The organism is Kingella oralis (genome assembly GCF_014054985.1).
Taxonomy (GTDB): Bacteria; Pseudomonadota; Gammaproteobacteria; order Burkholderiales; family Neisseriaceae; genus Kingella_B; species Kingella_B oralis.
Genome location: NZ_CP059569.1, coordinates 469,842 through 492,600 on the forward strand (window position 1 = coordinate 469,842; position 22,759 = coordinate 492,600).

General features: G+C 53.9%; 22 protein-coding genes and 1 pseudogene. 19 read left to right on the forward strand and 4 right to left on the reverse strand.

What is annotated here, in order from left to right; genetic code table 11:
• The first annotated feature begins 28 nt into the window (after positions 1-28).
• The 12 genes and pseudogenes from glmS to H3L93_RS02565 all read left to right on the forward strand — a co-directional run bounded on the left by glmS (position 29) and on the right by H3L93_RS02565 (position 10,643).
• On the forward strand, positions 29-1,867 hold the full coding sequence (glmS, locus tag H3L93_RS02510) for a glutamine--fructose-6-phosphate transaminase (isomerizing) (RefSeq protein ID WP_003797341.1): 1,839 nt from the start codon (positions 29-31) through the stop codon (positions 1,865-1,867).
• 379 nt (positions 1,868-2,246) lie between these two features.
• Positions 2,247-3,170 carry a hypothetical protein gene (locus H3L93_RS02515; protein ID WP_003797337.1) on the forward strand — a complete coding sequence of 308 codons (924 nt, stop codon included), beginning with the start codon at positions 2,247-2,249 and terminating at the stop codon, positions 3,168-3,170.
• Between the two features lie 145 nt (positions 3,171-3,315).
• The gene (locus tag H3L93_RS02520) at positions 3,316-3,717 is read left to right on the forward strand and encodes a lysozyme inhibitor LprI family protein (protein WP_040558759.1); all 402 of its coding nucleotides are present in this window, start codon (positions 3,316-3,318) and stop codon (positions 3,715-3,717) included.
• Positions 3,718-3,947: 230 nt separating this feature from the next.
• Complete coding sequence (locus H3L93_RS02525; RefSeq protein WP_003797330.1) at positions 3,948-5,030, forward strand: methyltransferase; 1,083 nt, start codon at positions 3,948-3,950, stop codon at positions 5,028-5,030.
• A complete protein-coding gene (locus tag H3L93_RS02530) occupies positions 5,027-5,320 on the forward strand; it encodes a hypothetical protein (protein ID WP_003797328.1) in 294 nt (97 codons plus the stop codon). Before H3L93_RS02525 ends, H3L93_RS02530 begins: the two co-directional genes overlap by 4 nt.
• 537 nt (positions 5,321-5,857) lie before the next feature.
• A complete protein-coding gene (locus H3L93_RS02535) occupies positions 5,858-6,067 on the forward strand; it encodes a hypothetical protein (RefSeq protein ID WP_003797322.1) in 210 nt (69 codons plus the stop codon).
• Between the two features lie 36 nt (positions 6,068-6,103).
• A complete protein-coding gene (locus H3L93_RS02540; RefSeq protein ID WP_003797320.1) occupies positions 6,104-6,505 on the forward strand; it encodes a hypothetical protein in 402 nt (133 codons plus the stop codon).
• Between the two features lie 419 nt (positions 6,506-6,924).
• Complete coding sequence (locus H3L93_RS02545; protein ID WP_003797316.1) at positions 6,925-7,305, forward strand: hypothetical protein; 381 nt, start codon at positions 6,925-6,927, stop codon at positions 7,303-7,305.
• 205 nt (positions 7,306-7,510) lie between these two features.
• A pseudogene (locus H3L93_RS02550) lies at positions 7,511-7,848 on the forward strand (transferrin-binding protein-like solute binding protein).
• A gap of 309 nt (positions 7,849-8,157) precedes the next feature.
• The gene (locus tag H3L93_RS02555) at positions 8,158-8,685 is read left to right on the forward strand and encodes a hypothetical protein (protein WP_182077698.1); all 528 of its coding nucleotides are present in this window, start codon (positions 8,158-8,160) and stop codon (positions 8,683-8,685) included.
• A gap of 5 nt (positions 8,686-8,690) precedes the next feature.
• Positions 8,691-9,125 (forward strand): Slam-dependent surface lipoprotein, encoded by a 435-nt coding sequence (locus H3L93_RS02560; RefSeq protein ID WP_246314011.1) that lies wholly within the window; start codon positions 8,691-8,693, stop codon positions 9,123-9,125.
• Positions 9,126-9,224: 99 nt separating this feature from the next.
• Complete coding sequence (locus tag H3L93_RS02565) at positions 9,225-10,643, forward strand: porin family protein (RefSeq protein ID WP_040558923.1); 1,419 nt, start codon at positions 9,225-9,227, stop codon at positions 10,641-10,643.
• A 79-nt stretch (positions 10,644-10,722) separates the two neighbouring features.
• On the opposite strand, the gene pseG is transcribed toward H3L93_RS02565, so the two are convergent.
• The 3 genes from pseG to H3L93_RS02580 form a co-directional block, all read right to left on the reverse strand.
• Positions 10,723-12,441 carry a UDP-2,4-diacetamido-2,4,6-trideoxy-beta-L-altropyranose hydrolase gene (gene pseG / locus H3L93_RS02570; protein WP_003797306.1) on the reverse strand — a complete coding sequence of 573 codons (1,719 nt, stop codon included), beginning with the start codon at positions 12,439-12,441 and terminating at the stop codon, positions 10,723-10,725.
• 446 nt (positions 12,442-12,887) lie between these two features.
• The gene (gene pseF, locus H3L93_RS02575) at positions 12,888-13,586 is read right to left on the reverse strand and encodes a pseudaminic acid cytidylyltransferase (protein ID WP_040558755.1); all 699 of its coding nucleotides are present in this window, start codon (positions 13,584-13,586) and stop codon (positions 12,888-12,890) included.
• Between the two features lie 362 nt (positions 13,587-13,948).
• Positions 13,949-15,121, reverse strand: a complete 1,173-nt coding sequence (locus tag H3L93_RS02580; protein ID WP_003797292.1) for a class I SAM-dependent methyltransferase — start codon at positions 15,119-15,121, stop codon at positions 13,949-13,951.
• 319 nt (positions 15,122-15,440) lie between these two features.
• On the opposite strand from H3L93_RS02580, the gene mraZ reads away from it, so the two are divergent.
• From mraZ to H3L93_RS02600, 4 genes are read left to right on the forward strand one after another with little or no spacing between them, the layout of a single operon-like run.
• Positions 15,441-15,899: a division/cell wall cluster transcriptional repressor MraZ gene (mraZ, locus tag H3L93_RS02585; RefSeq protein WP_003797290.1), complete on the forward strand. Its 459-nt coding sequence runs from the start codon at positions 15,441-15,443 to the stop codon at positions 15,897-15,899.
• Positions 15,896-16,870, forward strand: coding sequence for a 16S rRNA (cytosine(1402)-N(4))-methyltransferase RsmH (gene rsmH / locus H3L93_RS02590; RefSeq protein ID WP_003797288.1), 975 nt, complete (start codon positions 15,896-15,898; stop codon positions 16,868-16,870). Before mraZ ends, rsmH begins: the two co-directional genes overlap by 4 nt.
• 10 nt (positions 16,871-16,880) lie before the next feature.
• On the forward strand, positions 16,881-17,138 hold the full coding sequence (locus H3L93_RS02595) for a cell division protein FtsL (RefSeq protein WP_003797286.1): 258 nt from the start codon (positions 16,881-16,883) through the stop codon (positions 17,136-17,138).
• A 49-nt stretch (positions 17,139-17,187) separates the two neighbouring features.
• On the forward strand, positions 17,188-18,939 hold the full coding sequence (locus H3L93_RS02600; protein ID WP_155803169.1) for a peptidoglycan D,D-transpeptidase FtsI family protein: 1,752 nt from the start codon (positions 17,188-17,190) through the stop codon (positions 18,937-18,939).
• Positions 18,940-18,989: 50 nt separating this feature from the next.
• On the opposite strand, the gene H3L93_RS02605 is transcribed toward H3L93_RS02600, so the two are convergent.
• Entirely contained in the window at positions 18,990-19,133 is a 144-nt protein-coding gene (locus H3L93_RS02605; RefSeq protein WP_003797282.1) for a hypothetical protein, read from the reverse strand.
• Between H3L93_RS02605 and H3L93_RS02610 the strand changes: the two genes are divergently transcribed.
• The 3 genes from H3L93_RS02610 to H3L93_RS02620 are packed head-to-tail and all read left to right on the forward strand — an operon-like array spanning position 19,132 to position 22,750.
• Positions 19,132-20,637, forward strand: a complete 1,506-nt coding sequence (locus tag H3L93_RS02610) for a UDP-N-acetylmuramoyl-L-alanyl-D-glutamate--2,6-diaminopimelate ligase (protein WP_003797280.1) — start codon at positions 19,132-19,134, stop codon at positions 20,635-20,637. The two genes, H3L93_RS02605 and H3L93_RS02610, sit on opposite strands and share 2 nt — an antisense overlap.
• Before the next feature lie 41 nt (positions 20,638-20,678).
• Positions 20,679-21,758 carry a calcium:cation antiporter gene (locus tag H3L93_RS02615; RefSeq protein ID WP_040558920.1) on the forward strand — a complete coding sequence of 360 codons (1,080 nt, stop codon included), beginning with the start codon at positions 20,679-20,681 and terminating at the stop codon, positions 21,756-21,758.
• Positions 21,759-21,790: 32 nt separating this feature from the next.
• Positions 21,791-22,750, forward strand: a complete 960-nt coding sequence (locus H3L93_RS02620) for a hypothetical protein (RefSeq protein WP_003797275.1) — start codon at positions 21,791-21,793, stop codon at positions 22,748-22,750.
• Positions 22,751-22,759: the final 9 nt, after the last annotated feature.

Consider the following 22,759-nt stretch of genomic DNA (forward strand, 5'->3'; position numbering starts at 1 on the left):
TTTGTAAACAAGATACTAAGGAACAACTATGTGCGGTATCGTTGGCGCCATCCGCGCCCAAAACAATGTGGTCGATTTTCTAACCGACGGCTTAAAACGCCTTGAATACCGCGGCTATGACTCATCAGGCATCGCCGTGCTCAGTGAAGGCAAAATCAAACGCGTGCGCCGCGTAGGGCGCGTTGCCCTGATGGAGCAAGCCGCCCAAGAAAAAGGCTTGTTCGGCAACATCGGCATCGGGCACACCCGCTGGGCAACCCACGGCGGCGTAACCGAGCCCAACGCCCATCCGCATATTTCGGGCGGCACAATCGCCGTGGTGCACAACGGCATCATTGAAAACTTTGAAGCCGAGCGCAGCCGCCTGCAAGGCTTGGGCTATGCGTTTGAATCGCAAACCGACACCGAAGTCATCGCCCACGCCGTCAACCACGAATACCAACGCAACGGGCGCGATTTGTTTGCCGCCGTTCAGGCTGCCTGCCAAAACTTCCACGGCGCGTATGCCATCGCCGTTATCGCGCAAGACAACGCGCAAAACATGGTGGTCGCCCGCATGGGCTGCCCGCTGCTGGTTGCCTTGGGCGAGCGCGAAACCTTTATCGCCTCCGATGTTTCCGCCGTGATTTCGTTCACGCGCAAAATCAGCTATTTGGAAGACGGCGACGTTGCCCTGCTGAGCGAAAACGGCATTGAAAAGCTGGTGGACAAAACAGGCAAAGCCGCCCAACGCGCGGTGAAAACGTCCGAGCTGTCGCTGGCATCGTTGGAGCTGGGGCCTTATAGCCACTTCATGCAAAAAGAAATCCACGAGCAGCCCCGTGCCGTTGCCGACACCGCCGAAGTGTTCCTTGAAAGCGGCTTTATCCCTAGCAATTTCGGCGCAACCGCCGAGCAAGTGTTTCAAGACATTGACAGCATCAAAATACTGGCGTGCGGCACATCGTTTTACGCCGCCGCCACCAGCAAATATTGGCTGGAAAGCATCGCCAAAATCCCCACCGATGTGGAAATTGCCAGCGAATACCGCTACCGCGATGTGATTGCCAACCCCAAGCAACTGGTGATTACCATCTCGCAATCGGGCGAAACGCTGGACACGATGGAAGCCCTGAAATACGCGCAATCGCTGGGGCATCAACACAGCTTGTCCATTTGCAATGTGATGGAATCGGCACTGCCTCGCGCCAGCGAATTGGTGTTTTACACCCGCGCGGGGGCAGAAATTGGCGTGGCATCCACCAAAGCGTTTACCACGCAACTGGTTGCGCTGTTTGGCTTGGCGGTTACGCTGGGCAAAATGCGCGGCAGGGTAAACGAGGGGCAGGCGCAGGCTTATTTGGATGAACTGCGCGCCTTACCGGGCAGCGTGCAACACGCGCTGAACCTTGAACCGCAAATCACCGCGTGGTCGGAAAAATTTGCCAAGAAAACCAGCGCGTTATTTTTGGGGCGTGGCATTCATTACCCCATCGCGCTAGAAGGTGCGTTGAAGCTGAAAGAAATCACCTACATCCACGCCGAAGCCTACCCCGCAGGCGAGTTGAAACACGGGCCACTCGCTCTGGTGGACGAAAATATGCCTGTGGTGGTGGTTGCGCCCAAAGACGGCTTGCTGGATAAGGTGAAAGCCAATATGCAGGAAGTGCGCGCGCGTGGCGGCGAATTGTTTGTGTTCACCGATTTGGACAGCGATTTTGAGCCGGCGGAGCACGTACACATTATTCGTGCGCCGCGCCATGTGGGCGTGTTGTCGCCGATTGTACACACCGTTCCCGTGCAGCTTTTGGCGTATCACACCGCGCTGGCACGCGGCACGGATGTGGACAAACCGCGCAATCTGGCGAAATCGGTAACGGTGGAATAATTTGGCGCATACGACAGAGGCAGCCTGAAAATAGTTTTTCAGGCTGCCGTTGATGTTTTCAGGCTGCCGTTGATGTTTTCAGGCTGCCGTTGACGTTTTCAGGCTGCCGTTGACGTTTTCAGGCTGCCGTTGACGTTTTCAGGCTGCCGTTGACGTTTTCAGGCTGCCGTTGACGTTTTCAGGCTGCCGTTGACGTTTTCAGGCTGCCGTTGACGTTTTCAGGCTGCCGTTGACGTTTTCAGGCTGCCGTTGACGTTTTCAGGCTGCCGTTGATGTTTTCAGGCTGCCGCAAATGTTTTCAGAACGCCGCAAATGTTTTCAGAACGCCGCAAATGTTTTACGTTAGAATAACACCTTTAAAAATGCTTTTATATTCAATATGCCATTCAATCCGTCCCAAATAGAAAAACGCCCCACCGAAGCGCAAATCCGCGATTGCGCCGAGCAACTGCGCAGCAAAGGCAAAAGCAACTACGGCGAAAGCGTGCAAAAATACGCGCAGCTGCGCCTTGCCGATTTAGCCCCGCTGCTTGCCGACTGGCAAAACGAAGCCTACGCCGCCGCGCTCAACCAGCCCACCCTGCCCAAAATCGCCGCCGCCATCCAGCTCAAACTCAGCCCCGCGCAATGCGAAAAAATGTTTACCGTGTTGCAGCAATTCACCGAGCAGGGCAACACCACCGCCGCGCTGTATCTCGCCTATCTATATAGCCAAGGCATCCACACCGAATCCTCGCTGCAAAAAACCGCGCATTATTTGCGCTTTGCCGCCGGCAAAAAAGACTGGCGCGCCAACCATTTATGGGCGGAACTGCTCGTTGCCGCGCCGCTTGCCGCCCGCGATTTAATCGGCAACGAAATCCAAGCCGATGCCGAAAAATGGCACGCCGAAATGCCCAAAACCGACCCCAAACGCATTGAACAAGCCCTGCGCCGTTTCTACGACACCCCCGCCGCCATGAAATACGCCGCCAAAGCCAAGCTCATCTCCGCGCAAGAACAAGGCAGCCCTATCGCCGAACAGCGCATCAAAGGCTTGACCACGCTGGGCGCGCTGCCCCACACCGACCCCGCCCCGCAATACCGCCAAATCAAGCACTGGCTGGACGTGCAACTGCTGCGCGGCGGCAACACTGAAACCGTGGAAGACGACATCCTCATCATGCCCGAAAACGTGCCGTTCCTGCCGCAAGCAGAGGACGACGGCATTTTCGCCGAACAATGGCGCAAACTCGCGCTCTACACGGGCATCGCCCTGGTTGCCCTGCTGGTGTTTACCGTGTTGATTAAACTGTTTGTGTGAGGCAGCCTGAAAACCTCAAACCGTGCTGTGGGCGCTATTTATTAAGCCGCGCAAAGGCAAGGGCAGGGCAGTTGCCAGTAGTTTCAGGCAGCCTCAAACGATGTGCGGCGCAACCAAATCCTCTTTCAATTATGGAACTCGTCAGATGAAACGCATCAGCACATTGTTTACCGCATTCTTGCTTGTCGGCGCATTTGCCGCGCCCGCGTTTGCCAAGGAATACAGCTACCCCGAAATGGACCAATGCTTTGAGCAACCCGAAGCCCAAAACGGTGTTACCGCCGCCATGCTAAATTGCACCAACGCTGAAATCGACCGCCAAGAAACGCGCATGAACAACGTCCTAGCCAAACTTGTCGCCAAGCACCCCAAAAAAGCCGCCCGCCTCAAAAAAGAGCAAGCCGACTGGCTGCGCAAAATGAAACGCGCCACCCGCAAGGAATACACCAGAACAGGCGGCACCATGGATTTGCTCAACGGTTCGGGCTTGGCGCTGGATATGATTACCGCGCGCGCCGAGGCATTGGAAAAACGGTTGGCGCGATAGTATGACAGACGTACATTTTCAGGCTGCCACCATGTGTTGAGGCAGCCTGAAAACCGTTTGGCGGTTTTGCTTTTGCTCATGGCGCAACGTTAAGCCGGCCGCATTGCCGAACACAACGATAGGGCAGCCTGAAAACCGATTCTGCCCCGCGCAAAACGCACTCCCGTTTTCACTTCGGTTAAACCGGTTTTCAGGCTGCCTGTTTCTCTTTCTTATCAACGATATTTCCCATGAACTACCGCAACGAATCCACCCAATCCCCGCCGCGCGATTTTGTCTTCGTCGCCGAAGCCTCCGCCAGCCGCATCATTCAGGCTGCCCGGCAAAGCATCGCCACCGTGTGGCGCGGTGATTTTCACAACGCCAAGCAAGTGCTGGCGGCAATCAAAAAGCGCGTGAAACCCAAGCCGCAAGCCAAAACAGAAACGGATGCCGACCCCGCCACCGCATTCCACAAACACCGCCTTGCCCAATCGCAAGCCAGCCGTTTAGCCAATGCCTTGTGCGTGGAAATTGGTGCGGGCTTTGCGCTGGATTTGCCGCGCGCACCCAACGTTCAGGCTGCCTTGTGCGATGTGTATGGCGTTGAAAACACAGAGCCTTTTGTTTTGCCGCTGGCGCAACTGCTCGGCTTTATCGGCGCGCACGAGTGGCACAAAAAAGGCGTAACCATTCCCGAATTGGGCGGCGTGATTCATGTGCCGTTTGGCGTGTTTTCGCCCATTCGCGGCGAATATTTATCGCTGATTGCCCAAGCCAAGCTGCCCGCAAACGCCCACACCGCGCTGGATGTTGGCACGGGCAGCGGCGTGATTGCCGCCTTGCTCGCCCAGCGCGGCGTGGCACATATCATCGCCACCGACACCAATCCCCGCGCCATCGCCTGCGCCCAAGCCAATATCGCGCGGCTGGGGTTTGCACCACAAATCAACGTGTTGCAACAAGATTTGTTTGGCGAACACACGGCAGATTTAATCGTTTGCAACCCGCCGTGGCTGCCCGCCAAGCCCACCTCCGCCGTAGAAACCGCGCTATACGACCTCAAGCACGCCATGCTGCACGCCTTTTTGCGCGGCGCGGCGGCACATTTGGCGCAGGGCGGGCAAGTGTGGCTGGTGATGTCCAACCTTGCCGAGTTGCTCGGCTTGCGCGGCGCACACGATTTGGCAAACTGGTTCGCGCAATACGGCTGGCGCGTGGTAGGCAGCCTGAAAACCACGCCGCAGCATCGCAAAGCCAGCGATCGCAGCGACCCGCTCGCTTTTGCCCGCCAGCGCGAAATCACCACGCTCTACATCTTGGAGCGCGCATGAACACTTGGCATATCACTTCCCGCCTGCCAAGCGACGAACCCAACGCCGCCAATTTCGCCGCATACAGCCAGCCACAGCTTATCGCAGGCGCATCGCCCGATGCCCGCTATCTTTTTGATGTGGTGTACGACCACAACGCCCAATGCTTCGTTTTAACCCTGCTGGATGTGAACGAAACATTCGGCTTTGTGGAAAACGAAACGCGGCTTTATCCCACCAGCCGCGCCGAATTGCTGCGCTTGATTGCCGCTTTTCAGGCTGCCCCAGCGGCGCAGTTTGCGAGTGAATAGACAGGCTGAAAAACAAAGGATGCGGTTGTTTGAGCAGTGGTAGGGTAGAACGGTTTTAACGGTTTCAGGCTGCCTTTGCGTGGGATAAAGGGCAGCCTGAAATCTTTGCAAAATCTACAACTGATGGAGCATCAGCGGTTCGCCTACATTTTGGCAAACCAATCATGCCATATTGAATAAATCATTTGGCGGCGAGCCGCCGCCGTTCCATTTTTAGATTTCAGGCTGCCTAATTCATCAGATACGTTTAATGCTGCTGCCCTCTCCCCTACGTCCAGCCGAACGGAGCATTCTTTTTTCGGAAACAAGCGTACGCTTGTCCGACGGCGCACGAAGTGCGACTAGTTCGCACGCGCCGAAAAAAGGATGCAGCCTTCGGGAAGTTTGGCGCAGCCAAACCTGCACGTCGGGGTCGCCTTTCTTTGCTTACTTTTTTTGGCGAAGCAAAGAAAAGTAAGTGTCCCGCTGGCATGAAGCGCATGGTTAAAGCTACACCCAAAGCTAACCACAAAGCAGCAACCCATTTTCAGGCTGCCTTTGTATTCCAAACAAAGGCAGCCTGAAACGCTTGGGCTACACGGCAACCGAAAAAGTGGGTATGGCAGCGATACGCCATGCCCTGTTTTCCGCTGCGCGAAGGTTGAGGGCAACCTGAAAAGACAATTATCTCGTTTTCAGGCTGCCTCAAATGCCAATCACAAAATACAAACCCATTTTCAGGCTGCTTCCACCCAAATTGTGAAATAATAGCCAGCCTAAAACCGCATCCCACAGGAGTTTGCGATGTTTGCATTTACCAAAACCGCCGCCCCCATCCTGCTCGCCCTCATGCTCACCGCCTGCGCGCTCACCCCCGAGCAACAAGCCGCCCGCGCCGCCGCGCAACAGCGCGCGCAACAAGCCCTGCAAGTCCATCTCGCCAGCCAATGCGATGCCGACACCGCCGCGCTGATGCGCGAACAATACGAACAGCGCAGCTACCCCAGCGCACAAGTCAAGCGCGATTTTGAACAACGCTATCAAGCCAAAATCAACAACACCATGTTCCAAGCCTGCTACAAAATGGCATGGCAAAACTACCTCGCCCAACGGCGGCTAGAACGCATAGAAATGTTTTACGACGACGATGACTGGTTTTTCCCTCGCCCATTTTATCGCTCGCCATTCCGCCCTATTTTTTGGTAACAAAGGCAGCCTGAAAACGCATTTTCACACGTTTTCAGGCTGCCTTTTGCTAAACAAAACGTAGCGCAGTTTGAAGCATTTGCACCACGCCAATAGGCAGCCTGAAACTTTGGCAAACCAGCAACCAATGCCGCACCCAGCCTCGCAACATTGCCAACTCATCAACCTATTAAACACGCCATTAAGCAACAAACCATCGCCGCTTCATTTTTAGATTTCAGGCTGCCTTAAAGAAAAGCAAACCGCTCGGCTTGCCTCAATCCCCATTTCTCATCGCTGCAACACATTGTTTCCGTTGATTTTCTGATTAGAATCAAAGACAACAACTTGTTTATTTGTAAAAAATTGTTATCATACCGTCCCAGCCGTTTCGGCTAAAAACACGTTTTAAAGCTTGATGAAAAGGACGATTCTATGAAATGAAATTAACCGTATTGGCTTGCGCCGCATTATTGGGCTTAACCGCTTGCGGTGGCAGCGGCGGCTCGGGCGGGCTGAATTACAACGGCGGCTCAAACAACAACAGCGGCGCAAACAACAATGGTTCAAACAACAACGGCTCAAACAATGGCGGTGCAAACAATGGCAATGCCAATAACAACGGCGGTTCAAACATCGGAGGCGGTTCAAATTTAAACAACGGCGGCGGTTCAAATAACAACAGCATCGCCCCCGCGCCTGCGCCCGCCCCTAGCCCATCGCAAAGCTACGATGGCGTTGTTATCCCTGGGAAATTGACAACGGCGGCAAAACGCCCACCCAAACCATCAGCAGCAACAATTTTGACAAAATCACCGTAAACGGCATTGACATCACCTAAAACGAGAAGGCATTTCCGCAGGCACGTTTACCCGCATCACACAAAGAGACGAAACCACCGTGGTAAGCGGCAACTACCTCAGCCATATGCGTTTTGGCTCCTACACCGATGTAAACCACAACAACAACCCCAATTCCAACCCCGCCTATGTGTTCGCCCTCGGCAGCGTTACCCCCCAAGCCGATATGCCCAAATCAGGCAAAGCCACCTACGCAGGTTTAGCCCTAGCCAGCCCCATCGGCGGCGGCGTGTATGAAGAAGGCACATCCACATTTAATGTAGATTTTGGCACGAAAAAACTAAATGGCTCGGTGAGCGTGGGTCGCTGGAATCCCGTTTCTTTAACGGCAAAAATCGACGGCAACCAATTCTCTGGTACATCCGCCGAGGGGATCAAACCACAGGTCGCTTCTATGGCCCGAAAGCGGCCGAACTGGGCGGCGTGTTCAATAGTGAAGTGCCCAGCAACAATGCAGGCGTGAATTTTAAATGGATTGGCTCGTTTGGCGCGAAAAAACAATAATTTAGCGTGAAATAACCCACCTTGTTGCAAGCGAGGTGGGTTTTGTGTTTTTGGGTTTCAGGCTGCCTTTTATAAACCTGCCCGCTCGCAGCCGTTGCAGGTTAAACAGTATACCTTGCTTATGCTGTTGCAGATTTTTGGGCATTTTCGGTTACATATATCGCGCTTGAAGCGTAAAAAATTTTTTGCAAAATGTTCTATTCTTATCATTAAAACAACAGTTTTTAAAAAATCTTATCTTTTTATTTTGATGTAACATATTGTTTTATTTTTTTTGGATGGAATTAGGCAAAATAACAGCTTGTATTTTTGTTAAAAATTGCTATCATAGAGCAGTTAGTCGTTAAGGCTAATAGGGTATTTGTTAAATTTTTTTATGAGAAGGACAAAGCTATGAAAATGAAATTAACCGTATTGGCGTGTGCTGCATTGTTTGGTTTGACTGCGTGTAGCAGCGGTGGTAATTCAGGCGTAAGTTATGGTGGCACGATTGGTGGGGGGGCAAGTGCAAGACCTACGCCTCCTGCACCCAACCCAAATCCAGCACCTAATCCAAAACCAGCACCCAACCCCGCGCCTACTCCAAATCCTAACCCAGCTCCAAATCCAGCACCTGCCCCTGCCCCTGCTCCATCAGCAACATTCAATGGTGTTGCTATTCCAGCAGAAAGCCAAAATGGTGCTAATACACCCGTTAGCGCAGTTGGTAGCAGCACACTAGACAATGTTACTGTAAACGGTATTAACATCACTTTAAAACAACCTGGTATTACTGCTCGTACATTTACCAATATCAGAAAAACACAGAAACCACCATTGCTAGTGGTACATATTTGAGCCATATGCGTTTTGGTGCATATGCTGATTTCAACCACAACAACAATCCCGATTCAAACCCATCTTATACGTTTGCATTGGGTAGTGTAACGCCTGTTGCCGATGTTCCCACATCAGGCACAGCTACTTACAATGGTTTGGCAGTAGGTAGCGTAATTGGTGGTGGTGCATTCCAAGAAGGTACATCAACATTTAATGTGGATTTTGGCGCGAAAAAACTAGATGGTTCAGTTACTATTGGCGCTTTCAATCCTATTCCTTTAACTGCTAATATCAACGGCAACCAATTCTCTGGTACATCAGCAGAGGGAGTTCATACCGATGGTCGCTTCTATGGTCCACAAGCAGCTGAAATGGGCGGAGTATTCAATGGAGAAGTTCCTGCACCAGTTGGTGGCGGTACTTTCAAATGGATTGGTTCATTTGGCGCGAAAAAATAATAATTTAGCGTAAATAAACCCACTTGGTTTTAAACCGAGTGGGTTTCCCATTTTTTTATTTTCAGGCTGCCTTTTTCAGGCTGCCTTATGGAATGTTTTATGAAATATCTGCCTTTTTTATTGCTGACTGTAACCTTTTACACCCAAGCCGCGCCCGTTGCTACGCCGCTTAATCCCGTGGCGGATTTAACCGAGGAACAAATCCAGCAAACCGAACGCCAAAATCAGCAAAAGCAAGCGGCGCAAAATGGTGAAAAAACATCGGTTTCCATGACAGAAGAAGAGCTGTTGCAACGCCCTGATTTGCTCAAAAACGCGCTGGACACGGCAAATGCGCAGCACAATATTGAAAACATTCGTTTTTTGCTGCCGTTGTATCGCAGGCTGCCTGCCGAGCAGCAGGATTCTGTGCTGGCGCGCTATTCGGAAGGGCTGGTGTGGCTGGCGGATGATAAGCATGAGGCGGCGGAGAAATTATTTAACGAAATTTTGGCGGAACATCCTGATTACGCGCCTGTGCGCTTGCAGTTGGCGTTGAGCCAGTCACAAAACGGCAAGCAGCGCGAGGCGGCAAATGAATTGAAAACCTTGAAGCAAACGCCTGATTTGCCTGCGCCTGTGGCGCAATATATTGACCAGTTTGACGCGCATTTGCAAAAAAGCAAGGCGTGGCAGTTCAACGCCAATGCGTATTATCTGCAAGACAGCAATGTGGGGCGCACGCCCGAGCAGCGCACTTATGGCTATTGGCGTTTTGCCGAGCCTAAATCGGCGCACGGCGTGGGCTATGAGCTATCGGCGCAAAAAACCACGCCGATTAAGGGGCATTGGGCGGCGCGGGTGAATGCATCGGCGTATGGTAAGTTTTATTGGGATGCGCACGATTATGATGATTTGGTTACACGGCTGGAAGCGGGGCCTGTATGGCGCGATGCGAAGCAGGAGGTTTCGTTGTTGCCGTTTTATGAGAAACGCTGGTATGGCGGCAAGGCTTATTCCTACACAACGGGCGGATTGATGCGTTATTCGCGTGTGTTGTCGCCCAAATGGCAGGTGTTTACGGCGTGGCAGTCGGGCTATAAAAAGCATGATAAGCGCACGTTTTTAGATGGCGCATCGCATTTGGGCACGGTGTCGCTGCTGTATCGCACGTCGCCGTATCAGTATTTTGTGGTGAGCTGGGGCGGCGGGGAAAATTCGGCGAAGGATAAATCGGAGGCGTATCGCTTTGGCAATTTGGGCTTGGGCTGGAATCGGCAATGGGGCAGCCAGCATAGTTTGACCACTTCGCTGCATGGTAGCGTGCAAAAGCGTAAGTATCGCGCGGAGGATTTTTTCAATATCAAGCGCAACGAGAAGGAGTATTTCACGCGCTTGTCGCTGTCGCATAAAAAGCTGGCGTGGCGCGGGTTTGAGCCGCGTTTGAACTGGACGTGGTCGCACGTGGACAGCAACCATTTTTATTATAAGTATGACAATCATCGGGTGTTTTTGGATGTGTCTAAGCAGTTTAAATAAGTGAGGGGATGCGATAAGGCAGCCTGAAAACGTGTGTCATCCCGTTTTCAGGCTGCCTTTTGGTTGGCGGTGAGCGAGATTATTGCCAAGCCTCGCTGGCGTGTAGTTCAAACTGGACAACGTTGTCGTCGTGCAGGCTGTTTTCAGGCTGCTTGAAATTGAGTTTGCGGTGCAGGGCGAGGCTTGCGGTGTTGTGGCGCAGGGCTTGCCCGTGAACGATGGTTGCGCCAAGGTCGCCAAAGGCGCGTTGCAATAGTAGGTTGCACAGGATACTGCCGTTGCCGCGCGGGCAGCTTGGGGCAAGGTAGAAGCCCCATTCGTATTCGTTTGGGGCGATGCGTTTCAGGCTGCCGTAGCCTTGTGGGGTGTTGCCCAGCGTGTAAATGTACATTTTGAAGTTAGGGTTGATGAGCTGCGCGGCGAACCATGTTTGGTGTTGGGGCAGGGGGATGGGGTCGGGGTGGAACATCATGCGGCGGATGCTGGGGTGGTTGCGCCATGTGTGGATGAGGTGGCAGTCGGCAGCGGTGGCGGGGCGCAGTTGGGCTTGGGGGGCGGTGGTGATTTGGGCGAGGTGTTGGGCGACGCGTTCTGCGCCGCGGGCATCGCACAGTTGGGCGGCGGCTTGGCTGATGCGGTGTTGATTTTCAGGCTGCATCAGGTGGGCGAGGGCGGCTTGGAAGGTGGGTCGGGGGATTTGGTTGGCTTCTAGGGCGAGGGCTGCGCCTGCGCTTTGCAGTTGGGCGGCGATGGGGCGTTGGTTGTCGGCGATGGTGAGGAGCAGGGTGGGCACGCCGAGGGCGCAGCGTTCCCATGAGGTGCTGCCTGCTGCGCCAATAGCCCATGTGGCTTGGGTCATGAATTCTGCCATGTTGGGGGCGTTGGCGATGACTTGGCTGGGATAGGGGGCGGTGGCGGCGTAGCGTTGCACGCTGGCGAGGTGGGGGGCGGTGGCGCCCATGATGATGGTGGCGCGGATGGGGGGCGGTTGGTGAGAATGGGTTTTCAGGCTGCCTGAAACGTAATCGGACAGGGCGTGCAGCACGGCGAGGGTGTAGTTGTCTTTGTCCACGCCGCCGAGGTTGATGAGGATGGTTTGGGTGTTTTGGTTTTGTGGCAACTGGGTTTCAGGCTGCCTCAATGCGGCGTGGCGTTGCAAGCTGGTGGCGCGGTGTTGGGCGAACTCGTCGCGCAATAGGGCGTAGCGTGTGCCTGCTAGGATGTGGCAGCTTGGGGGGACGAGTGGGGCGTAGTCGTGGGCGGTGTGGGCGTGGTTTTGGTCCAGCAGCAGGTCGGCATCGTGTGGGCGGTCGTGCAGGTCGTCGATGACCATGATTTTGCTGCGGCTGATGGCGCGGGCGGCGGTGTGCCACGGGGCGGATAGGGCGTAGTGGTCGCAGATTATCCAGTCGGGGGCGAGGGCGCGGATGTGGGGGGTGCAGTCGGCAAGGTCTTGCGCTTGGCTGGTGGCGAGCCATGCGGCGTGGGGGGGGGCTTGTGTTTTCAGTCTTGCGCGTTGCGCTGCGGCATACCCCTTGATACCCAAATCAAAGATTTGGACAAAGGGGCAAGGCTGCCTTTGGGGGGGGGAGAACGGGGTTGCGCTGTTGGGCAGGGGCAGCAGGATGCAGTCAAAGCCTTGCTGGCGGATGGTATCGGCAAGGTGTCCTTGATGGGCGCGGGTGATGAATGTGATGCGGTGGTGCTGTTGGCGCAGTTTGTGGGCGAGGGTGAGGCAGCGCATGATGTGCCCGCTGCCGATTTGCAGCGATGCGTCTGCGCGGATAAGGAAGTGCATGGGGAGACCTTTTGGGGAGCAGTTTGAAACGAAGTTCTGTGAAATCAGAATAGCATTAGCTGTGTTTCGGTAAACATTGGTGATGCGTTTGCCTTTGCGCCTTATCGCGGCGCAGGCGACTTACTTTCTTTGCTTCGCCAAAGAAAGTAAGCAAAGAAAGGCGACCCCGACGTGCAGGTTCGCTGCGCGAACTTCCCTCACTCCACATCCTTTTTTCGACGCGTGCGAACTAGCCGCACTTCGTGCGTCGTCGAACAAGCGCACGCTTTTTCCCGAAAAAAGGACGCTCTGTTCGGCTGGACGTAGGGGAGAAAGCAGTAGCATCAACCTGTTGCGATAGATTAGGCAGCCTGAAAAGCCGATTTACTCAGTTGGCTCAACATCAAGCGGTTTTATTTTTTCAGGCTGCTTATTGGCGTTGAGTAAAGATGCAGCCTGAAAACGGTTTATTCGCTTGCTTGCTCTTGCAGCACGCGATACAAAATTTCGGCGCGTGTCCAATCTTCGGGTGTGTCAATGTCTTGCACGCGGTGGCGGGGGATTTTGATGCCGATGCTGTGGCTGTTGAAAATGGGTTTTTGCGCGAGCCACGCGGCGGTTGTGCCCCAGTAGAACTGCCCTGCGTCGTGCCATGCGGCTTCTAGGTCTTGGCTGCGGACGGCGAAGTTTTCGGGCTGGAACATGGCAACTTGGTTGTGTTCGCGCAGTTTGAGGGCGCGTTGGATGGGGAAGGGGAAGCTAGTGATGCTGAATGCGTAGTCGGCATGGGCTTGGGCGAGTGCAGTTAAACCTTGTTGCAAATCATGGGGTTGCACAAAGGGCGCGGTGGCGTAAAGGCAGCAGGCGGCGTTGCCTTGCCAGCCGTGTTGCTGCATCCATTGCACGGCGTAGGCGATGACTGCGCCTGTGGTGGCATAGTCGTTGGCGAGTTCGCGCGGGCGCGTGAACGGGACGCTTGCGCCGTATTGCTGGGCGATGGCGGCGATTTCGGGGTCGTCGGTGGAGACGATGATTTGCGCAAAGCAGCCTGCGCGCTGGGCAGCGGCGATGCTGTGGGCAATCATGGGTTTGCCGTTGAAAGGTTTGATGTTTTTGCGGGGGATGCGTTTGCTGCCGCCGCGGGCGGGGATGATGCAGAGGGGCATGGCGGGTCTCTTGGTTGGGATTGTTGCGGATGGTGTTTTCAGGCTGCCCAAATGGGGCAGGGCATTGTGGTAAACGGTTACGCTAGGCAGCCTGAAAAAAGGTTTGCGTTTTGTAATAAGCGCGGGCGCGGGTTAAACGTTTTGTTTTTCAGGCTGCATCAGGCGTTTGAGGCAGCCTGAAATCTAAAATGGAGCGGCGACGGCTCGTCGCCAAATTGTCGTGTTCAACAGGGTTTTACGGGATGGCAAGAGGTCGGCGAGCCGCCGCGGCATCGGTTGCGTGCTCGGTGCAGGTTTCAGGCTGCCTTTATTGAACCGCGCAAGCGCAATCCGCAATACATATCAGCAGCCTGAACCCCCGTTCACAGCTTATGGCACATATCCCCTCGCGCAAACCCCGGCCAATCCACTTCCACGCCCCTGCCAAAAGCCATCACTTTAAACAATTCGCCCATCTCATGCTGCGCAGTGAGCGTATTGACCGCTTGGGCAGCCTGAAAATAGCTGGGCGTGTCGGTTTCGGGGAACTGCGCCACGAGCAAGTCCAAAATGCCCAAATTGTATAAAAAAGTGGCTTGGTTGGTGTAGCCAATTAAATCCAAACCCGCTGCGCAGCCCGCCTCGGCGATGTCGCTAAAATTAACGTGCACCGTTAAATCGGTGAGCCCCACGCGGTAAAACGGGTCGTGGATGGTGTGGTGGCGATGATGCCCAATCAGCGTGCCGTCGCTGCGCTCGGGGTGGTAATACTGCGCCGCATCAAAGCCATAATCCAGCCAAATCATCGCGCCGCGCGTGAGCTTTTGCGCCAGCGTGCGGATAAAGGCGTGTTGCGTAGGATGCAGCTCGCTGGTGTAATCGCCCGCGTGTTGCAGGCATTCAGGCTCGGGAAAATAATTTAAGGCAGCCTGAAAAAGGTCGGGGTCAAGCAACGATTGATAACGCAGCGCAAACCGCCCCGCTTCATAGCCCACACACACGCGCGAAAAATCGCCGTTTTCGTGGCGGCAAACGCGCTCGCTCGGCATCGCATCCAACACCTCGTTGCCGATGATGATGCCGTCAAAAGAACAGGGCAGGGCGGTTAAGTGCTTCACTTTATGCGCCAAATCGGGCGCGTGTTGCTGGATGTATTCGCGTTGCCGCGCCGCCAATTCGGGCGACAGCTCCACAATATAATAAGTGTTCAGGCAGCCTGAAAGCGCATCCAGCAAGGTTGCCGCCAACGCGCCCGTGCCCGCGCCGAATTCATACACATTGCCCGCCGTTTGCGGCAGCAGCGGCGTCAGTTGCCGCGCCAGAGTTTGCCCAAACAACGGCGACAACGTGGGCGCGGTAACAAAATCGCCCGCCGCGCCAATCTTATGCGCCCCGCCCGTGTAATAACCATATTGCGGCGCGTAAAGCGCAAGCTCCATAAAGCGCGAAAACGGGATGGCGCCCTGCCGGGCAATCTCGGCAGCGATGATTTGCGTGAGCGCATCGCTGGCTTGCTGTTGATTGCTATCCAAATGTGGGATTTGTGTTGAACTCATAAGGTTAAGTTTTGTAAAAATGCCAAGCAAAAAAGCTATTATAAATGGCTTTGTTTAGGCGCGTGCAACGATATGATTGTGAACGCGCTTTGTTTTTATTGGTAAAAAATTTTGCGTATTTTTTCAGGTAGCTTGAATGCGTTTTCAGGCTGCCTGAAATGCGTTTAAAAACGAGTTTTTAATCTGTTTTTAAAGGGTTAATTCTAATTGGACAGTTTGACCGAAGCCCGTTTTTTGCTTATAGTGTAGCCATGTGGGGGGGAGTGGTGCCAAGTGGTAAAACTTTCCCAAATTATCCAAACCAACCCAATTTTTGAATATGTTTCGCGGCTCTCACGAATTAACCCTTGATAACAAAGGACGATTGGCGATTCCAGCCAAATTTCGTGATGCCCTGTCGCGCGATTTTGACACGCAACGCATCGTTGCCACGCTGGATAGCCGCGACCGTTTGCTGTTTTATCCCGAAGGCGAGTGGGAGAAAGTGGAGCAACAATTATTGTCGCTCAACGTAAAAGGCAAGCCAAATTTGCAGCTTTATCAAAATTTGCTGCTGCACAATGCGGAAACGTTGGAATTAGATAGCGCGGGGCGCGTGTTGCTGCCGCAAAATCTGCGCCGTTTGGTGAATTTTGATAAAGATGTGATGCTGGTGGGGCGCGTGAATCGTCTTGAACTTTGGGGCTTGGAACAAAAAATGGCAGAAACCGAAAAAGCCTTGTCTATTGACCCCGATGAGCTGGATTTTGATTTAAGCCAAACCGATTTACAATTATGAACTTAGCTGCAAAACCTAAATCATTTCAACACATAACCGTTTTATTGAATGAAGCTGTTGATGCGCTGAATATTCAAGAAAACGGTATTTATGTGGACGGCACATTTGGGCGCGGCGGGCATTCACGTTTGATTTTGTCTAAGCTGGGCGAAAAAGGGCGGTTGGTAGTGTTTGACAAAGACCCGCAAGCGATTGCGGTGGCACGAGATTTGGCGGCGCAAGATGCGCGTGTAAGCGTGGTACACAACGGCTTTTCCCATTTTCAGGCTGCCTTAGATGAACTAGGCGTGGCAAAAATTGATGGCGCGTTGTTTGATTTGGGCATTTCTTCGCCGCAAATTGACGATGCGTCGCGCGGGTTTAGCTTTCGCTTTGATGCGCCCTTGGATATGCGCATGGATACCACGCGCGGGCAATCGGCTGCCGATTGGTTGGCGGTTGCCAGCGAAGATGAAATAAACGAGGTAATCAAGAATTATGGTGAAGAGCGGTTTAGTCGCGCGATTGCGCGTGCAATTGTCGCGCAACGAGGCGAAACGCCCATTGATACAACCAGCAAGTTGGCGAAAATCGCGGCGCAATGCGTCCGTACTCGTGAGCGAGGACAAGACCCTGCAACGCGAACCTTTCAAGCCATTCGCATCTTTATTAACCGCGAGCTGGACGAAATCCAAGCGGTCTTGCCGCAAGCGGTTGAACGATTGAATTTGGGTGGGCGATTGGCGGTGATTGCGTTTCATTCGTTGGAAGATAGGCTGGTGAAGCAGTTTATCCGTCAATATGCCACTCATGCGCCGTTGCCCAAATGGGCGATGGTGCGCGAAGCGGATTTGCCGCAGCCGCCTTTGCGGGCAATCGGCAAGGCGATTAAGGCAAGCGCGGAGGAAGTAGCCGCCAATCCGCGTGCGCGTTCTGCGGTGCTTCGTGTGGCAGAGCGCACGGCGGGGCGATTTGATTTTCAGGCTGCCTAACGGGGTGAAGATGTCTAAGTTAAATTTTATTTTGCTGGTTTCCGTTACGCTGTCGGCGTTGTATGTAACCGATTTGCGGATGGGAATTAAACGGCAAACGCACCTTTACGGCAAAGGGCAGGAAGAAAAAATTCGATTGAATCAAGACCATGCCGAGCTGGTTTACGAGCAAAGCAAGTTGTCTGATTCTAAACAAGTGGCGCGAGCTGCGGCAAAAATGAATATGAGCGCACCCACATCAGAGAATACGGTGGCTGTTGGTTATTAAGTAGTAAGAAGAAAAAACAATGTTAATCCATAATGAATTTAAGCCATACATGGCAAAAAAAGAAGAAACCAAACGCCAAGTGGTTGAGGGGAATAAACGCCTTTCATGGTTGATGCTGGCGATTGGCGGCGCGTTTTGCGTGCTGGTGGGGCATAGCTTTCGCGTGCAAGCGCAGCATCATAGCGAATTGAGCAAATTCAGCGAAAACCGCGTGGTTCGTAGCATCAAAAGCCCTGCGCTGCGCGGCACGATTACCGACCGCAACGGGGCGATTTTGGCGGTGAGCCGTTATTTGAAAGTGGCAACGTTTAACCCCAAAGCGATTTACGCGCCCAAACGCCAAGGCGATGAGATTAACTGGAACGCCATCAGCAATGAACAGTTTGCCAAGCTGGCGGCGATTTTAAGGCTGCCTGAAAACGAAGTGCGCCGGAAATTGCAAGAACGCTCCAGCCAATATGTGCAGTTTAAAACCGAGCTTTCGCTGGAAGAAGCCGACGCGCTCAAAGCGTTGAATATTCCTTCTTTGCGCTTTGAAGAACGCACCGAACGCGCCTATCCCACAGGCAATCTGTTTTCGCACATTGTCGGCTTTGCCAACGATAAAGGCGAAGGCTTGGAGGGTCTGGAACGCGTGGCAAATCAGCGTTTAACGGGCGAAGACGGGCGGCAAGTAGTCTTGCGCGACCGCCACAACAATATTGTGGAACTGATTGATTCGCCCGAAAACGCGGCGGCAAAATCAGGCGAAACGTTGGTGTTGTCCGTTGACCAAGATTTGCAGCAATTGGCTCACGACCAACTGGCGGCAACGTTGAAAAACTTTAATGCCAAAGCGGGCGGTGTGGTGGTTTTGGATGCGCAAACGGGCGAGATTTTGGCGATGACCAGCTTGCCTGATTACGATGCCAATTATTACCAAGAATACCCCGCCACCAGCTTGCGCAACTTCGCCGTGAGCGAAACGATGGAGCCTGGTTCGGTGATGAAGCCTTTTATCATCGCCAAAGCTTTGGACGACGGCAAAATCGGGCGCAACAGCACTTTCAACACGCGCCCTTATGCGATTGGCGATAAAACCATCCGCGATACGCACGACTACCCTTCGCTCACCACGCAAGGCATTTTGCAAAAATCGTCTAACGTGGGCACCAGCCACATCGCCGCGCTGTATGACAACCAAAGTTTGTATCAGCATTTTTCCGATGTGGGCTTTGGGCGCAAAACAGGCTCGGGCGTAAGCGGCGAGCAAAACAAAGCGATTAAACCCGCCGACAAATGGAGCAAACTGGATCGCGCCGTGATGTCTTACGGCTACGCGATTACCGCGAACTTGCTGCAAATGGCACAGGGCTACACCATTTTCACCGCAGGCGGCAAATTGATGCCTGCCACCATCTACAAGCAAACGCAAACGCCCAAAGGCACGCAAGTCATCAAACCCGAAACCGCCAAACAAATGCGCGAAATGATGGTGAGCATCACGCGCAAGGGCGGCACGGGGCAAGACGGCGCAGTGCCGGGCTATGATGTCGCCGCCAAAACAGGCACGGCGCGCAAAGCCAGCGCAGGCGGTTATGCCGACAAATACCGCGCCAGCTTCGTGGGCTTCGCGCCCGCGCAAAATCCGCGTTTGATTGTGGCGGTGAGCATCGACGAGCCGCGCGGCAAAGGCTATTACGGCGGCACGGTGGCGGGGCCTGCGTTCCGCGAGATTATGGCGGGCGGGCTGAAAAAATTAGGCGTGAAACCCACTTATGTGAACACCGAACCCGCAGCCAACGTTGCCAAAAAACGATAGCCCCATGCAACGACCTTTGCGGCACTTTGGGTGCGGCAAAGGTTTTTTTGTTAATCGGCAGCCTGAAAACGGTTGCGCCCGTGTTCAGCAAGCTTTTCAGGCTGTCTTGTGTTGTCGCCGCGATGAATGCGTGCATTCGCCAACGTCGTTCGCAGGCAGCCTGAAAACCATTTTGTTCCGTAGAGATTTCCCATGTTCAGCCAAAAAGCCGCTCCCGCCCAGCCCGTCCTCCCCGCCTTGCAACACACCGTTTCAGGCTGCCAACTGCTGCACGCCGATAGCCGCAAAATCCAGCCCGGTGATGTCTTCATCGCCTGCCAAGGCGAATATGCCGACGGCAGAAACTACATCGCCGATGCCATCACCCGCGGCGCAAGTTTCGTGTATTGGGACGACGATGGCGCGTTCCAATGGCAGCCCGAATGGCGCGTGCCCAACCAAGGCATCAGCGATTTGAGCCAACGCGCGGGCATGGTGGCGGCGCAAGCCTATGGCAACCTTTCGGGCAGCCTGAAAATCATCGGCGTAACAGGCACCAACGGCAAAACCTCCATCACCCAATGGCTTGCCCAAGCGATAGATAATTTGGAACAAGCCCCAAGCTGCGCCATCATCGGCACGGTGGGCAACGGCTTTTTCGGCGAATTGCAAGCCACCACGCACACCACGCCCGACCCCGTTGCCGTGCAAACGCTCATCCGCCAATTCAAACAGCAAGGCGCACGCAGCATCGCCATGGAAGTGTCCAGCCACGGCTTGGCGCAATACCGCGTGAACGGCGTGCCCTTTCACACCGCCGTGTTCACCAACCTGACGCGCGACCATTTGGACTACCACGGTAGCATGGCGGAATACGGCGCAGCCAAAGAGCGCCTGTTTTACTGGCAAGGCTTGCAAAACGCCATCATCAACAGCGACGACGCATTTGGCGCAGCACTCGCCGCCGAGCTCAAACAACACAGCGGCAGCCTGAAAACCGAAGGCTGCAACGAAGTTAAAACCTACACCTACGGCTTCAATGAGCAAGCCGACATCTGCATCACCTGTTTCGCCGCCAACCGGGAGGGCATGAGCATCAGCCTGGCCACGCCGTGGGGCGAGGGCAGCGCGCAAACCCGGCTGCTCGGGCGGTTCAACGCGCAAAACTTCGCCGCCGCGCTGGGCGCACTCTGCGCCGCGGGCTACGATTTTCAGGCTGCCTTAACCGCGTTATCCCGCATCCGTCCCGCCACAGGGCGCATGGATTGCATTATCCAGCCCGACAAACCGCTGGTGGTGGTGGATTACGCCCACACGCCCGATGCGCTGGAAAAAGCCCTCACCACCCTGCGCGAAATCCAGCAGCCTGAAAGCCGGCTTTGGTGCGTGTTCGGCTGCGGCGGCGACCGAGACCGCGGCAAACGCCCGCTGATGGGCGAAGTGGCGGCGCGTCTGGCAGACAAAGCTGTCGTTACCAGCGACAATCCGCGCACCGAAGACCCGCAAGCCATCATCGCCGATATTTTGCCCGCCGTACCTCATCCCGCGCTGGTAGAAGCCGACCGCAAAGCCGCGATTGAGCAAACCATCGCCCAAGCGCAAGCGCAAGATATTGTGCTGATTGCAGGCAAGGGGCATGAGACGTATCAGGACGTTCAAGGAGTGAAACATCATTTTTCTGATTTTGAAGTGGCGCAAGATGCCTTAGGGCAATGGTAGGCAGCCTGAAAACCCAAACCAACCTTACTTTCAATCCCAACATGACAAAACCCACCCACAACCCCCTCCCCATCTGGTCTATCGTCCTGCCTATTGCCGCATGGCTGGTGTATTTCATCGGTATCAAAGGCAGCGTACCGTTGCAGTTGATTGGCGGCGCGATGCTGATTGGCAGCGTGTTATCCGCCGTGCACCATGCCGAAGTGGTGGCGCACAAAGTGGGCGAACCGTTTGGCACGATTATTCTTGCGCTGGCGATTACCGTGCTGGAAGTGGGGCTGATTGTGTCCATGATGATGGGTGGGGGCAGTAACGCCGCCTATTTGGCGCGCGATACTGTGTTTGCTGCTATCATGTTGATTTTAACGGGATTATTGGGCGTGTGCCTGCTAATTGGTGGCTTGAAACACCGCGAGCAGTTTTTCAATAAAAAATCGGTGAGTACCGCGCTGGTAACGCTGATCTCCATTTTGGTGCTCACGCTGGTGCTGCCCAATTTCACCACCAGCACGCCATCGGGCAGCTACAACACGGCGCAGCTGCTGTTTATTGCCGTTGCGTCTTTTGTGCTGTATTTTTCCTTTATCCTGACTCAAACCGTGCGCCACCGCGACTATTTTCTAGCCGATGATGAAGATGTGAACCATCACGCCGAGCCGCCTTCCGCCCAAATCGCGCTGGCTAGCTTGGTGTGCTTGGTGGTGTGTTTGGGCGTGGTGATTGCGTTGGCAAAAGCCCTGTCGCCCGCCATTGAAAGCATGGTGGTGTCGTGGGGCGCGCCCAAGGCGTTGGTGGGCGTGATTATCGCCGCCGTGGTGCTGATGCCCGAAAGCCTCGCCGCGCTCACCGCCGCCCGCCGCAATCGCTTGCAAACCAGCATCAATCTGGCTTTGGGCTCTGCCCTTGCCAGCATCGGGCTCACCATTCCCGCCGTGGCGTTGGTGTGCTTGATTTACGATATTGACGTGGTGCTGGGCTTGGACGCCAAATCCATGCTGCTGCTTGGGTTGAGCACGTTTACTGTGATGCTGTCGCTGCATTATGGCAAAACCAATATGCTGTATGGCATTGTTTTGCTGGTAAATTTGGCGGCGTATGTGTTTACGGTGATTGTGCCGTGAGCGATGAGGCAGCCTGAAAAGGGAATTAAAGTATGTTGAAAAAATTTGTTTTAGCAATGGCTTTACTGGGATGCGCAATGAAATACACCTTAGCGGAGCCAATAACCCTTCCTGCGGAAAATTTAAATTTCCAAATTGCGGGAATTGTGTTGGAGCAAGCAGATATTCCGCGCGGGCAGGAGCGTGATTATCAGCCGATTACGTTGCGATTGCCGCGTTACTCCGCTGCGATAGGCAAGGGCGATATACGCACATGGTGGGTAAAAGAACCGTTGTGGGTTTTGGATAAAAGCGATGTGCTTTCTATGTCGCCACGGCTGGATGAGATGCTTGAAGATGGGCATTTGGATATAACTTTTTCAAAACAGGCGGGGCAAAAATTGAGCCAAATGACGGCTGATGCGATGAAACATCATGCTTATGTTTTGGTATTCAATCATCAAACAAACGAGTCGTGGATGGGGGCAAATGTGTTGGAGCGCATAGATGGTGGCAAGCTTAGATTAACCACCATGCCATTGGATACCATTCCCCAATTCAAAGAAGCCGTTGCGCGGCAAGAAATTGCTTTTGCTCTGGCGATACCCAGCGAAAACCATGAAAAGTTATCGGGCTGGTCGCTGCGGACGGTGCGTGAAATACAGATTAAGCGACAAAAAGGCATGAGAGATTATCCAGCGTGGGTGCATCAGCCCTCGCGCCTTACTTCGGATGATATGAAGTCTTTAATCATTGATGATAAGGTGGTGATGGATGATGCGCTACTCCACGATCATCGGTTAGGTATGCTGGAATTAACCAATAAGGGTTGGCAAAAATGGCGATGGTTGGAAACGAAAAAAGCCCCTAATCCCATTCCTCAAATTATTTTTTTGCAGAAAGACGGCACGCCTATTTCGGGTGCAAGCGCAATGGGCAGCCGCCCGCCACGCCGTGTTTCTATTTTTATGTCGCCAGAAGCTATCCAAAAAATGATTTTGCGACAACCATAAGCAATATTT